This window comes from Candidatus Anstonellales archaeon (genome assembly GCA_038869735.1).
Classification (GTDB): Archaea; Micrarchaeota; Micrarchaeia; order Anstonellales; family CG1-02-47-40; genus JAWCQO01.
Map to the genome: position 1 here is coordinate 1 of JAWCQO010000008.1, position 13,890 is coordinate 13,890.

At 39.4% G+C, this 13,890-nt stretch carries 11 protein-coding genes and 1 tRNA gene; 1 reads left to right on the forward strand and 11 read right to left on the reverse strand.

Translation table 11 applies throughout. The features are described 5' to 3' along the window. Positions 1-113: 113 nt before the first annotated feature. The 11 genes from QXF67_03725 to QXF67_03775 all read right to left on the reverse strand — a co-directional run bounded on the left by QXF67_03725 (position 114) and on the right by QXF67_03775 (position 13,354). Positions 114-998, reverse strand: a complete 885-nt coding sequence (locus QXF67_03725; GenBank protein ID MEM3060613.1) for a DMT family transporter — start codon at positions 996-998, stop codon at positions 114-116. A 16-nt stretch (positions 999-1,014) separates the two neighbouring features. Next, a complete protein-coding gene (locus QXF67_03730) occupies positions 1,015-1,428 on the reverse strand; it encodes a hypothetical protein (GenBank protein MEM3060614.1) in 414 nt (137 codons plus the stop codon). 4 nt (positions 1,429-1,432) lie between these two features. After that, complete coding sequence (locus QXF67_03735; GenBank protein MEM3060615.1) at positions 1,433-2,740, reverse strand: DUF530 family protein; 1,308 nt, start codon at positions 2,738-2,740, stop codon at positions 1,433-1,435. Positions 2,741-2,780: 40 nt separating this feature from the next. Next, positions 2,781-3,905, reverse strand: coding sequence for a DNA topoisomerase IV subunit A (locus QXF67_03740; protein MEM3060616.1), 1,125 nt, complete (start codon positions 3,903-3,905; stop codon positions 2,781-2,783). Positions 3,906-3,916: 11 nt separating this feature from the next. Continuing rightward, positions 3,917-5,548 (reverse strand): DNA topoisomerase VI subunit B, encoded by a 1,632-nt coding sequence (top6B, locus tag QXF67_03745; GenBank protein ID MEM3060617.1) that lies wholly within the window; start codon positions 5,546-5,548, stop codon positions 3,917-3,919. 8 nt (positions 5,549-5,556) lie between these two features. After that, positions 5,557-6,096 (reverse strand): hypothetical protein, encoded by a 540-nt coding sequence (locus QXF67_03750; GenBank protein MEM3060618.1) that lies wholly within the window; start codon positions 6,094-6,096, stop codon positions 5,557-5,559. Positions 6,097-6,719: 623 nt separating this feature from the next. Then, positions 6,720-7,367, reverse strand: a complete 648-nt coding sequence (locus QXF67_03755) for a site-specific DNA-methyltransferase (protein ID MEM3060619.1) — start codon at positions 7,365-7,367, stop codon at positions 6,720-6,722. Positions 7,368-7,939: 572 nt separating this feature from the next. Beyond that, positions 7,940-11,383, reverse strand: a complete 3,444-nt coding sequence (locus QXF67_03760; protein ID MEM3060620.1) for a DNA polymerase II large subunit — start codon at positions 11,381-11,383, stop codon at positions 7,940-7,942. A gap of 2 nt (positions 11,384-11,385) precedes the next feature. Then, the gene (locus QXF67_03765) at positions 11,386-12,840 is read right to left on the reverse strand and encodes a DNA-directed DNA polymerase II small subunit (GenBank protein MEM3060621.1); all 1,455 of its coding nucleotides are present in this window, start codon (positions 12,838-12,840) and stop codon (positions 11,386-11,388) included. 90 nt (positions 12,841-12,930) lie between these two features. Next, positions 12,931-13,185, reverse strand: coding sequence for a UPF0147 family protein (locus QXF67_03770; GenBank protein ID MEM3060622.1), 255 nt, complete (start codon positions 13,183-13,185; stop codon positions 12,931-12,933). A gap of 96 nt (positions 13,186-13,281) precedes the next feature. Continuing rightward, positions 13,282-13,354 (reverse strand) — tRNA-Pro (locus QXF67_03775). Between the two features lie 70 nt (positions 13,355-13,424). Between QXF67_03775 and QXF67_03780 the strand changes: the two genes are divergently transcribed. Further along, complete coding sequence (locus QXF67_03780; protein ID MEM3060623.1) at positions 13,425-13,874, forward strand: hypothetical protein; 450 nt, start codon at positions 13,425-13,427, stop codon at positions 13,872-13,874. Positions 13,875-13,890 lie beyond the last annotated feature (16 nt).

A 13,890-nucleotide genomic window follows, 5' to 3' on the forward strand; every position in this document is an offset into this window, starting at 1 on the left:
GAAAAAGTATGGAAAAGGTTGGAATAAAGATGGAGAGGTGGGATAGTATCCCACTTATTAAGAATGTAGAAGCATAAACGTGCGTTGCATACCGATACTTCTTTGTTGGATAATCATATCCGATGCAATTTGTGGCTAGTATGGGAGTAGCGGTTTATTATAATATTTGCAGTAATTATTAGTAGAGCACCTGCAATTTTTCCTAGGGAGATGTTCTCAAAAAGAACAAGTGTTGAAAGGAGAAACGACGTCAGAAACGCGCTTGAGTTATGGATTGCTGAGCTCACATGGGGCTCGTGGTATGCAAGGGAATAATCAAACAAAATAAAAGTTATAGCTGTAAGAAATCCTATAATTCCTATTGCATAAAGAGACAAAAGGTCAACTCGAGTAGCAGCGATGCCTTCTGCGTGCAATAGAGGCGCAAGGAACATAAAACCAAAAAAGAGAGACCACAGAGTTATTTTAAAAACCGAATGCCTTCTCTCTTCAAATTTTATTTGCTCATTTGCAAATGCAGAGCAAAGTGCCCCAACTAGGCCAAATACTATGCCTAATAAATCTGAAAGTGGCTCAAGTGTGTTTTCATAAAAGAAAATACCGACTCCTATAAAAAGAAGAGCCATCCCAATTATCACTTTCTTTCCAACATGTATCTTCTCCATCAAGCTTTCGAGTATGACAGAAAAAAATGGTGTTGTAAAGATGAGAGTGACTGCTACAAAAAATGGAAGACGCGAAATCGAAAGGAAGTAGAAGTAAAATGAGAGAGCTATAGCTATCCCAATGATGGCTAAAGGCACTATCTCTTCTCTGGTAATTCTTATTTCTTTTTTTCGGTGAGTCGCAAGTAGAATGATAAGGAGGAAAACTGAAGCAAGAAAAAGCCGTGATGTGGCGATGAATGTATCTGAGAAATGATTTTGCAAAATCCTTTTTAAGAAGGAGATTATACCCAAAAATATGCCAGAGACAACAACTAGTAGATAGGACTTCATGTTTGTCTCACTCCGCTTAAATTAATAAGTATTTCTTGCGAGCGTAATTTTTTCGTCTGTATTTTCTTAAACGAACACAGAGCCATGAAGAAGAGACACCTATGCTCTGGGATGCCTCCTTTAATGTTTTTCCCATCAAAATTAGGCGTAACGCTTCTCTGAGTTTTTCTTCATTAACTTTTTCTTTTCTTCCTCTTTTGAGGTCTATCTTAATTAATTTCACACCAACTGTCGGGAATGCCTTTAGGACCTTTGCTGGAATGGTTTTAAGGATTCCATTGGAAACAAATATTCGCTTGACTCTTGTCTTTGTAAGAAGAATTGAAAAGAGAATTTTACTTGGCTTCACTTTCAGGACAAACTCCTCGGATTCCGTATTGTTTTTAATTATATCTAAAATTTTTGTTCTATTTCCTGAAAGTTCAATCATAGCATTAGTCACTGCGTTTGATTTCACTTAAGAAAGCAGCACCGCGACCTTCAAATAAGGATGAAACTTTTTGGACCGAATTCTCTATTTCTTCTCTAGATGCAGAGAATAGTTTCATGGATTCCTCTGTTTCAAGACCATATTTTGAACATATAAACCCCATTCCAAATTCCCTTGAACTGATGCCAGCGCTTTTTTCTTCTGAAGCTATTTTTTCCAGTATTGCAAGAGATGGTTTTTTGATACTGCCAATTCCTCCGCTAATATCAAGAATAGCTAGCTGGCTTTCGTCTGGCACAGAAGAAAGGCTTGGAATCGGACTGCGTGATTTTCGCTCTGAGGCATTTGTTGTTGCATAGACTCTAAAAAGGCATTCACACAACTTTTCCTTGGACCGTTTATCAACGGCTTGGTCAGAGTAAAGTTTTATAGAATTTAGTTCTTTAATGATGTCTGGATTGAGCACAAAGGTATCGCTTATAAATGTTCCGAAGCCAAAAGCACTGAGTTCTTCTTTTGTTCTTCTAAATCCTTCAACAAGGTCGATGCGAACGTTTGGTGAGATGCCATATCTTCTTAGTATGGCATTATAAATCTTAAGCTTGTCACCAGCATACCCCTCTTTTCCTTTGATTTCTTCTACCACTGCAAGCGAAATTGCACAGGAAATGGCAACCTTACTGCTTCTATTTTTTATTATTGAGCTTTTGGCTCGCATTAGCTCTGTTTTTATTAGTTTGGCGTCAGGGCCGTATATCCTTCTGATGCGCTCGGAAAGGTGAGCTTGAGAATTCAACTTGAGAGTCTCGATCTTTTTCTGTCCGCCTTGAGTATATTCAATAGTAGCTATCGTCTGCATATATGGACTGTAATGTTCGGATAATAGCTCCATTAGAAGCTTGTAAGATTTTATTGCATATTCGCCACCTTTGACAAGCATGCTTATGTGATTCCCTCCCAACGGAAGGTAGGGAAGAAGATAGCTCTCTCCTAGGCGTAAAGCGATTATGTGAGCCGCATGCGCTACTCTAACTCGATTTAGAGTAAACTTCTTTAGGTTTGAGATGTATTTTATGTATGAAAGCTGCTTTTTTTGGTCATCCTTATCTGCTTCCGCAGAGTAGTCCATCTCCTTTTGCGTTATGGCAAGAAGCACAGAGAAAGGGGCAGAGAAACCTTGAGCAAGCATCTGCGAACGAAAGTTGGATAGAGTATTGAGATTTTCAACTGATACTGTCCTTGATTCGCTTATTTCATCTAGCAAACTGTTGGCTTCTGCAATTAGATGAAATGATGAGAAAAGAGTGTCCATCAGATAGATTTGGAATCTTGCGTATAAAAGCTTTCGTTTGCTATGGCAAAAATTTCTTTTTTTCTATTTTTTCTTTTAGGTACTCACCTACAAATGAAAGGCGAGGACCCTGAAGTGCGTCTTGCTCTATTTTTTGCTTGGTCCGTAAAACTTGTTTTAACTCCTCTATCCACTCTTTATGAGCTTTAATCCAAGGGTATTCGAGCATTTCTTCAGCTCGCTTTATGTCGACTTCCTTCGCCTTTATGGTGAGCTTGGATAGAAAATCATAATCTTTTATATCGCGCATAGTCACTCCGATGAATTTTGACTCTGGAACTGCAACATCATTTGCAATGTAAGCTAAGTTCATGCTCCCTGTTTTAATTGTCCAATATATATACCACCCCCACGCATCACAGTCTGTAAAACAATATACTGGAAGTTTTTTGCTTGCAAGCTTTCTGATTAATCTGCGACAACCCCGCGAGGCTTGGCCCTTAGGGCTGATAAGAATGCAGTTTTCTTTCTTCCAGAATTTGTCCTCATTAAGTCTCTGCCACATAGCATCTTTCTCAACGACAAGAACATAATCTGCGTCAATGCTCAAAAACTCCATTCCGTTATCTACATCCGATGGAATCATCCACCCGCTTCTCCCTTGTTTTGTACAGTCAATTTCTATTTCTTCCCCTCCAAACTTATCAAGAAGGACGAGAGGACCCGCTACAACTCCTTTCCTATCCGTGCTTAGATTGAGATCCTCTCGCTTTACGTTGAGTGAAACTTCCAAGTCTTCTATGAGGGGATTGGATTCTGATTGTTCTGAAAATAGCTCTTCATCTAAATCTTCACCAAGAGAAAATTTGAGTTGATAGAAGAGACCTCTTATTGAAGTATGGGAATTTTCTTTGAGGAATTTAGCACATTTGCTTGCTATTGCAACAGTTTGCATAAATTTGCGTGCTTGACCTACATTTACAAATGTACGTTTTTCTATTTTGTTTCCAAGTCTTAAGTAACCGACTCCTTCATCATAGATAACGTTACCTTTTGACCGTAGCACAGTCTGGAATGTTGGGCTCTTACCTTCTTTTATTTCAGAAACCATTTTCTGTCCTAATGAGATAAGTTTATTTAGTGGAGTTAGTGTTTCATTCTCATTTTCTACACTCCGCTTTCCCATTGTTGAACACCTCACAGATCTTCTTCTTTCGCTTCCTCCTCTTTCACCGGTTCATCATCGTATTCTTCGGAATCTTCTTCTATTGTCAGTGAAGAGAATTTCTCTTCTATCAGTTTAATCATTCTTTTTTCAAGTTCATTGGCACTTGCTTCTCCTGAGAGCTCTGCTAAATCAAGAGCCAATTGTGAAACATAACGCATTATGGCTTTCTTTCTTCCACTCTTTTCGCTTTCTCTTATTAAGCCATGGAGGTATTTTTGGAGTTGTCGGGCAGTTTCCATTACTGCATTTTTAATTTCTGAAACTATTTCCTCCTCTTCTGCTATTGCTTGCTTACCTGCTCCTGTATAAGGAACATGAACTGAAACGAGGTTTATAAAGACTGTAAGAGGTTCTTGGTCAAAATCACGGATGCCATATCTCCTCCAGTCTATTTCTTTTACGGCTTTTGTTATTGCACAACCGGCAGAATCAAAAACCAACGGAGCTCGATTTGCGTATCTTATTATATCTCCCTCCCGTATATCACCGCTTTGCCTACCTGCATCCCCACCATAAGCAAGCGCTATCTCTACAAGAAATGGCACTCCCCCCCGGTATATCTTTGGTGAGCGTTCTGAAACTACAAGAAATTGTGGGTTTAAGATATTTTTGAGCGATTTTTCTATCTGAGCCTTGCCTATTGGAATAAGGGAGTCAGTCGCTGGAGCTATCCACTTTACTGATTTGATGGCATTTACAAGTTCTTCTGCTTCTGCCCATTCCAGCTCTGTTGGCTTCTTTTTAAAATCGACTCCTTTTGCTATTGCCTCCAACTCTTTTACTTTCGATGATGAAACTCTGGAGAATCTTGACTGGAGAAATGAACTTATTCGAGTGCTTTGTGTATCTCTGTGCGCGTAATCGATAATATCATAAGTCGAGAGCCCAAGCGGATGAGGGAGGACTTCTTTTGGCTTTGGAGGTATTTCTTCGGAACTCCGTGGAAAAGTTACTGATTGACCATCCGGACCAACGAACAAAATGTTTGCATGTGGATTTGCGAGTGCTGTTCTCTTTATATATTCAAAGACGCCATAGCTACTCTTATCATATTTGCATTCCCCGAATTCTCCTTCGATTACTAAGCCGTGAGCCTCTTCTGATAAGTCTTCTTCTACCATGTTTTCCATATTTGGTCTGTTGGTCTTGAAGTCTATTGAGATATTGCACGTTATTTTCTTTTTATCATATCTTGAAACAGCAAGAATAGGTTTTCCGGTCGTAAGTTGTGCGTACATTGTGCAACCTGATGCACCTATCCCTTGCTGACCTCTTTGTTGAGCATATCTGTGGAACTTTGTTCCTGCAAGCATCATTCCAAGGGCTTTTCCTAGGTGCTGTTTTGGGATGCCTGGGCCGTTGTCTTCAACTCTCACTTTATAAACTCCTTCTTTGTCAGAGGAAGAAAAAATCTCAACTTTGATGTCTGGAAGAATGCGAGCTTCTTCGCAAGCGTCAAGTGAATTAGTGACGTATTCGTGAACAATAGTTGTTAGTGATCGAATTTTTCCAGAGAATCCTAGCATCTGTTTGTTTTTTTTGAAAAATTCGGCTACTGAATGCTCCTTAAATTCTGAGAATATTTTTTCTGTTGATACCATAGAAGTGCCTACACCTTTATTCCAAAGACTTCTTTGAGTCTCTGCTCCTTCATTCTCTTTTTTACCTTTTCAAGATAGGTAAAAACTCCTGAATGAGATGTTCCTTCCATTATTTTGAATATTGCATTTACAGCTACCTCTATCGTTTCAAAAGGGGCAATAATTGATACTGTGTTTCCATAGACGGCAAGATCGCACTCAGCATCATGTTCTATAATGCGCTTTACTTTTCCTTCAATCCCAATTATCCTTGCTTTTTTCCTTCTTCTTTCACGTTCGTTTCGTGAAAACTCCCTCAAGTCCACTATCTTTAGAGTGTAGCCTTCTTTTGTTAGTTTCAACGCTGTAATGGGTGAGAAGCCCCTACCTATTGCCATAATTACATCTCGCGATATGTACTCTGAAAGTGGTTCTCCTTCCCATTCAATCAAACCATCAGAATTTACTCGCAAAGTTACTCCTAACCTCTCCTGAAGCATCTTTTTGGTTTGGCCATTGCGACCAACGAGGACGCTAACCCTTTTGGAAGGAATTCTTAGAAGTTCCATAAGCTCGACCTTTATCTGGGCGCAAAGAAGTTTTGGGGAGACGGCTTTAAAGGATTTATGGCTAAGTCCTGCTCTTGCATTGCTTCTCTCTGGTCCAAGCTTAAGCTTGCCAAGTATTTTAGTTATAGGGAAAGTTTTAGGAACAAAGGAAACGGTAGTATATGTCTTAATTGTTATAATTTATTCTACAATTGCAGGTTTAATTTTTGGTTTATTATAAACAGAACCAGAAATATTCCCCCTCCCCCGCTGCTTCGCAACATATAGTCTGCCTTTGGCAGTTAATTTAAAGTCAGTAAGAAAAAACTACGGTGGCAAAAAATTTAGGCGGACTCGCGACTCGAAATTTTTGCCTTAGGTATCGTTGCACTAAAATTTCGTCTTCCCTTCGCTCAGAGAGCATAACGCGATTTAACGGTTACGCTCACCTGCAGTTCACTCCACCCAAATCATGCTTCGCAGGACTTCGTCAAATCGCATATGTTAGGCGTAATTCGGAATTCGGCTTCCCCTACCCACCCTCTCTTAATTTGAGAGAGTTTGTATAGACCAAATTAAACTTGTAATTAGCCACAAAGCTAAAAATATGATTGCTTGTCTTAAAAGATTTTGACATTTTTTATTCATTTTATTATTTCTACTTCTGACTCATTTAATGTTTTTTGTGTTGGTGATAGCCTCTTTTTTATTATTTCTAAATATTTTAATTCTTTTTCTATGCCTATTGAATTTCTACCTAATTTTTTAGCTACTACTGAAGTTGTCCCAGAACCTAGAAAAGGATCTAAAATTAAATCACCTGGTTTGGTACAAGATATAATAATTCTTCTTAATAATTCTTCGGGCTTTTGTGTTGGATGTTCTCCAGCCCATTTTTCTTTTTTAGGTGTTAATGGAATACACCAAACATTTCTCTTTTGTTTTCCTTTAGGATTAAGAGCGTCATAAATTAAATTTTTTGTATCTTCATAATTAAAAGTCCATTTCTGCCCATTTCCATTTTTGGATGCCCAAATTAAATGCTCTGTACTTTCTGTAAAAAATCGGCAAGTAATATTTGGTTGGGCGTTTGGCTTAAACCAAACTATACTATTGTTTATCTTTAGATCAGACATCTGTTGAATAATGTAACCTACCTGGTAGATATTGTGGAATGAACCACAGACCCATAAACTACCTCCGTGTTTCAAAATTCTAAAGCATTCTGTGAGCCATTCAACATTAAATTTAAAGAAATCATCTTTGTTGAAAATATCCCATTCCTCTTGCATTGTTACATGGCTGCTATATTTCCACCCCAAGATTAGAAAGCTATAAAAAAGACGAACTTACTCATGTAAAAATTACAAAGACTGGAACCGTCTATTCTAAAGAAGGCTTATTTTCCCAACAATTTACAAAACGTAAATTAAGAGAAATTTTTGATAAAGGTGGGTTAAAATCTGAAATTAGGGAATTGAATCCTATTTCTTATTTGTGTATCTGTAGAAAATGAGCGGACGCAGGAGGGGAACTCAAAAATTTTCCATTCGGACGTTGCACTAAACCTCGTTTCTAACTGAAGCGTATAACAGTTATTAAACAGTTTGCTTGGTTGCACCTCGTTCTCTCTAAATTATGCTACACATGACTTTATCTAAGCCAGATGTTAATCAAATATCGTCAAATTTCTTCGATTTATTCTCTTTTTGAAGTCTCTTTTTTATCTGTTCATTAGGTTCTTTGTCAGAAACGACAGATTCAGAGCTGTTGATTCTGCATAGATATCGGTGATAAAAATTAGGATTTTTGATGTTTAGGGCATCAACATTGAGTCAACGAAGCCTGTCTAGGAAAATCGCAGTTACATAAATTCTGACAAATCGGACTGCTTTGATTTTTCATCAACGAATATACTTTCTATTTCGTCTTCAAGAAGTTCTAATCTTTGTTTTAGATAGGATGGGAGCTCATAGAGCTTAATCATTCGTTTTGACACTTCGAGGTATTTTTCTATTCCTCCTCTATTAACAGTAAGAAGAAGTTTATCCCCACATTTTGTGCATTTTCCAACAAGAGGTATTCGCCTGTATTTTTCATTACACGAAACACACCTAAATTTTTGGCGCGAAAATGCTCTTAGGTTACCGTAGAGGTCAGGTAAAAAGTGAGAGAGGATTATGCGTTCGGCAACGTCTCTTACGTCTACTGATCGTAATCGCCTCTCCAACGACAGCTGGGCATCGACCTTTTCTTCCATATCTTTAAATTTTATATAAGTGGTAGTCAATGGGCCAGCATCTATGGAACTGGTTTGGTGAGTAAATAAAAGGCCTCTATATTGGTCTTGAGTGCCAAGTGTATCTTTAACAAGCTTTATAGTCAGCTCAGAAGGAGAAAGGTATTTTTCAGAAGCTTCGTAAAAAGCGAGAGGAAGCTCATTGCATATTTCCATAGAATGCGATTCGTCATCGACTTCTAAGGGGTCAATCACAGCAGTAAGCACGCGCGTAGCATCCATGGTTCCGCCTCTGGATTCTGGTACGTAATACAGAGAGAAGTTTAAAAGTGCGTCCAAAAGAAGAATGAGCGAGTCTTCATCTCCGTCTGCATTTCTTCTTTTAGCGGTATGAAAATAAGGATGGGCAAATCCTACGCGTGCTTTAGTAAAACCAATAAGCCGGCACAAGATACCTGCGGATGTGTGCGGGGATATTCCGATAAAAAGTTTTCCGACAAGGTCAGCTGGGGATTTTATTTTATAGTAAGGTTCTAATCCGTAAAGGGAGACTAGGAGATCGTCAATGAAGGCTGCCACATGCGTGAAGTATTCGCCACCTGCTTGCGATAGTATAATATCTTGAGGCTTGAGTTCAACAAGTTGGTCCTCGCTTTTTAGATCCTCGCCTTTGTAATCATGAGTATAGCCCAGCTCTTTTAGCCTTGAAACTGGGGTGCCGATTTCTCTTGGATAGAAGTGAGTTAGAGGGACATCAGTGGAATCAAATCTGCACGTTCCATCTCTGAATATTGATAATTTGTGTTTAGCGCGCAATATTCCTTTCTCAATTCGTTCAGGAATCTTGAATGTTGATATCAGGCCTTTTACTCCTTTGACTTCGTCCGGTAGACTATTGGGCTCAGTTATACCTAGTCTTCTCTTCGCTTCCTCAAACACCTCCTCAAAGTTGATTGGGCGTTCTTCATAAAATTTACAGTTTACATTGCAAAGGCTACACCATTCCTGGTATCTTTCTTTTCCACACTTTGGGCAAATATATACAAAATCGCACAAACCTCCACAGCTACAGAGTTTGGTTACGTTTATTTTACTGCATTGTGAACACTTTAGTCTTGCAATCTCCACACTGATACCGTGTCCTTCAGCAGTAGGGCGCTCGCGAAGGCTTTTGTATGTTTTGATAATGCTTCTGTGTTTTATTGTTCGGCCTAGGGGAAATAGAACGTGAACAGGCGGTTTCATCTCTCTTCTTTTGGCCTTCTCCGGCCTGCCCATTCGCGCACCGATATAGGTCGGGGCTTTCTCTTTGACAATAACACCTGAAGTTTTGTTTAGTATGCTCATAACCCCGCTACCGCGGTTTTCTGAAAATATTTTATCAAATCGCTCAAAGCTTAGGGAATTTTCAACAAGCAGACCCAACGATTTGAGAAGTGCCAATGCGTTTTCTTTCCCTATTATAACCTCTCCCTCTGAGACAGTATGAAGAACGCAAAGTTTTTCTAAAATTTCTTTGCCTTCTCCAAGCGGAAGAGCTATGTGTTTAATTCCACCAAGCCAGTCGCGGGATATTTTGGCAGACAAAAGGTATTTTGCAAGAAGAAGAAGTTCTTCTTCAGTTATATCATGCCAGAAGTAGGTGTATAACGGATGAAGAGGTATATTATGTTCTTCTGATAGTCTAAAAGCTTCGTCTGCACTAGGATTTGGCTTTGCTCGAATGCCTTTTGAGGCGCATATTTGGGAATACCACTCAAAACACCAAGCACTTGGAATTAATGGGTGGTTAGATTTGATAAAATCGCCGACAGAAACCAATAAATCTCCAAGAAATAGGATTTTATCTATTTTGCCTAGCACAGCTGTTGCTTCTTCTGTAGAATTTAACTTGACAACTGAACCATCCAAGAGTTTTACAACTGGCCCCTCTATCGAATCGCATGGAGAAACAACGCAACCCTTTCCCGGGCGCTCAACTTTCATCTGCGTTCCAACTGCAAGAAATGAGTCCAAAATTACCATCGTAGCAGGATGCACTGCCTTTGCCATTATGCCTGTTGCTCTTGTTCTACCATATCTAAGGCGAAACCCCCCTGCCTGCATGGGATAGGCAAATATTGGCCTACCCGCAACCAGCTCATCTAAGAATGTAGTATTTGGCTTTATTTTTATTATTCCCTCTTTTTTCCCAATGCGGATAACGGCTTCAAGCCAATCCCAGTCAAGACCAAATTTCTTTGCATATTTTAAAACTTTGCTTGCTTTTTGAGCTATTCCTTCGCACACGACAAGAGCTATTCCTCCACGTATCCTATTGGTAATATCCTCACTTATGGTTCTTCCGTGGGAATCCTTAACAAGCCTTTTCAGGTCGCGCTTAACAGCAACCTCTATTTTTTCTGTTGGTTCTCCCTCTATGCACACAGGACAATTTTTTATTATGTGCCGGATATGTTCATCTGGAGGTTTATATTGGAGTCTTGCGCAGCGAGCGTTGTATATTTCGCATTCCTCGACATATCTTTCTATTTCATCATCAGTAGCCCGAAAATCTCCAATGCCAAGCTGCCTTCTTGCAACATCCCCCAGTACCACTGAAAGCGCGGCTATTGTTCCGCCAGCCGACCGAATTGGGCCTGCAAAATAAAGAGCAAGACACTCTGAATCATCTTGATTTTTTATGATGCGGATTTTAGCTATTCCTTCTGTAGGAGCAACGAGTACGCCTTCTGTAAGGATACCAACACCGGTTCTGACTGCTTGGTCTATCAGCTTTTCTTTAGGTCCTGAGATGAACTCACCCGCACATATTCTCTTTACTATCTCATATGCAATAGTGGTTCTCTCCAAACCTACTGATTCCAGCTTACGGATTTCTTGGGCAATTCCTGGTGGTCCAACTATCCCTTCAACTCTTCCAGCAACGTCTTCAGCTATCTTTATTTCGACCCCACAAGCAGGGTCAAAACCTTTTTTCCTTGCCAGTGAAGCAATTTCGTAGGCACTTTCTAGTTCGTGCCTAAGAAGCGAAAAATATTTCTGCATTTCTTCATCTGCTACAAGCATAATCATCGCCAAGAGTTAAAGTCCAGGGCAGTTATCTTGCAAGTTTTAGACTCGCATATATAAACTATTCCTGGAGAAGGCACATGTCCCATACGCACCTGAAAATCTGTCCTAGACTGAAAGGTACCGGAGTTTAAAACCAATGTTCCTCTGTAGAAAGTATAGGCATTTTTGTGCAAGTGGCCCATATGCATAACATCAGGCTCATTTTGGATAACCATATAATCATGGCGTTCAGGGATTATAAGATTCTCTCCGTAGATTGGCGATAGGTGTCGTCTTTTAAGTAGCTCTACCATGGGCTTTTCTGGGTGCATATAATCAAGACCGGATGCGTTTGAGATTATCCCGTCAAGTGAGGTCCCATGGTAAACGAGGTGTCGTAATCCTTCTATATCCACCCACCCGGGACTTCCTATACGCTTGACATCTGCTTTTATTAGATCTTTGCTTATTAGAGGCTGTGGATCCGCCCTGCGAACTGCGTCGTGATTGCCCGGCGAAACTATTATTTCTATATAATCTGGAATGCGTGATATCAACTGGTCAAAGGCTTCGTATTGCTTAAATACATCTTTTATTGCAAGTTCTCTCTCTTGGAGAGGATATACCCCAATTCCGTCTATGATATCGCCGGCAATTACTATGTACTTGACCTTTCCTGCAAGTTCTTTTCTATCACTTCCTCCGCAAAGCCACTCTATAAACTTTGAAAACTCTCTTTCGAGAAAATTCTTGCTTCCTATATGTAAGTCTGATAAGTAAGCTATTGCAACATCTATGTCTGTTTTTTTCTGTTCTCGGATAGTGGGGAGGTCAAGATACATTATATCCGTTGCAAAGACAAAGGGGTCAGAAACTCTCCCATCAATTGCAACAATATCATCAAGAAGAACTGATTTTGCAAGAGCAAATATTCTATAGTCTGATTGTTTAACAAGCACCTTTGCAGTTCCCTTGAGGTCTTCGATTTCAAAAAGCAAGTTTCCTTGTTTAGTTATTCGCTTTTCATATACAAGTCCTATTAGCCTAACCTCTTTTCTTTCAAATTCCTTAAGGCGATTTGTCTCGACAATAGGTTTATCGGTGGTTCGGCTTCTCCTGATAAGCGCTTTCATTCTTTCGAATCTATCGGTGAAGTGGTAGATAAAGTCTTCCACGCTCCCTGTGCATCTTGACTTTCCAGAGACGTCATCTTCATGAAGAATTCTAATTTTAGATGGATATTCTTTGGCCGCAGGATAAAAGTCATCTGATCTTTTTATTTCGACAGGTGTTGGAATTTTGTTCTTCTCGGCGATTATTTCCTCTATGTCTTTTCTTTCAACGAACAAGAGATTGCGATGAAGTATTTCTTTTATAACATCTTGAGGCTTATCAATTTTTTCTAAAAGTTCTTCTGCACCCTCACTAATGCGAACTCCTGCTGATAATAGTTTTTCTAGAGCCTCCCCCATAATTCTTCATATTAAAAATCGGGATAAAAGAATAAATAACATTGGATTGCCCTTGATTGCGAAATTCAATCTCTGAGAGAAACGTGCCGATTATTCTTCCTTTAATGACTCTAATTCTGACAGAATGGTCCATATCTGGGTTCGAGCATGGATGGGCATGTTTATGTCTTCGGAGATAGAATCAAGCAGATAAATAGCTGAGCTTGCTCGTATTTTTATATCCCCCTCTTCGGCTACTTTCTCTTTCGCATCTGAAACTGCTTTCCTGATATTCTTTGGAATAGATGTATCTTCTATCAACTCTTCCATCAGTCGGAGAATATAAGATATTTTCTCTGCTTGCATAGACGTCACCGATTGTGAAGAAGAGTTTGCTTATCATGCCTAAAGAAACATTAGATAAAAAAAGAATAAAAAGCCATAGGAGAGCTTGCAAATGATTGGGGTCGCTGAGATTTGAACTCAGACCGTCGGGTCCCGAACCCGAAAGCATACCAGGTTAGCACACGACCCCTTGTATTGTGCTTTATTATTGTTACGGGTATGTAGTAAATATTAAAACGTATTTTTGCTTAAAATGCATTGTGATTTCGATAATCCTTGACAGGGAAAACTACAAGCCGGGCATGGAGATAACCGCGCAGATACACATTAAACTGAAGAAGGAGATTAGGGCAAGAGGTATTTTTGCAACCCTCATATGCACAGAAAAAAGATTGGAAGAGGTAAGGAGAGTAATGGACAGCTATGACTACCTTCAAGAGCGTGATCTTGGAGTACAGAGAAGAACACATATAAAAACCGAAGTAAGAGAAATTTCAAGGATTTGTTATAGCAAAGACGTGAAATTAGCTGGGGAGGGCATATATAAAGAGGAAGAGTTTGTTGCTAAATTCTTAATTCCACGAGATGCAAAAACCACAAGCTATGAGTTCGGGCACGATAACGCGATTTATGTTTGGAGAATAAAAGTAAAGATAGATATCCCTTTTGCGTTAGACAAAAATGCTCAAAAAGAGGTAATGGTAGTCTAATGTAATTGGGATTAGA

Bases quoted from the DNA above. Each gene is read 5' to 3' on its own strand.
- QXF67_03750 (MEM3060618.1), bottom strand. From the start codon at position 6,096: ATGGAACTTCTAAGAATTCCTTCCAAAAGGGTTAGCGTCCTCGTTGGT.
- QXF67_03740 (MEM3060616.1), bottom strand. From the start codon at position 3,905: ATGGGAAAGCGGAGTGTAGAAAATGAGAATGAAACACTAACTCCACTA.
- QXF67_03755 (MEM3060619.1), bottom strand. From the start codon at position 7,367: ATGCAAGAGGAATGGGATATTTTCAACAAAGATGATTTCTTTAAATTT.
- QXF67_03725 (MEM3060613.1), bottom strand. From the start codon at position 998: ATGAAGTCCTATCTACTAGTTGTTGTCTCTGGCATATTTTTGGGTATA.
- QXF67_03735 (MEM3060615.1), bottom strand. From the start codon at position 2,740: ATGGACACTCTTTTCTCATCATTTCATCTAATTGCAGAAGCCAACAGT.
- top6B (MEM3060617.1), bottom strand. From the start codon at position 5,548: ATGGTATCAACAGAAAAAATATTCTCAGAATTTAAGGAGCATTCAGTA.
- QXF67_03765 (MEM3060621.1), bottom strand. From the start codon at position 12,840: ATGGGGGAGGCTCTAGAAAAACTATTATCAGCAGGAGTTCGCATTAGT.
- QXF67_03760 (MEM3060620.1), bottom strand. From the start codon at position 11,383: ATGCTTGTAGCAGATGAAGAAATGCAGAAATATTTTTCGCTTCTTAGG.
- QXF67_03770 (MEM3060622.1), bottom strand. From the start codon at position 13,185: ATGCAAGCAGAGAAAATATCTTATATTCTCCGACTGATGGAAGAGTTG.
- QXF67_03730 (MEM3060614.1), bottom strand. From the start codon at position 1,428: ATGATTGAACTTTCAGGAAATAGAACAAAAATTTTAGATATAATTAAA.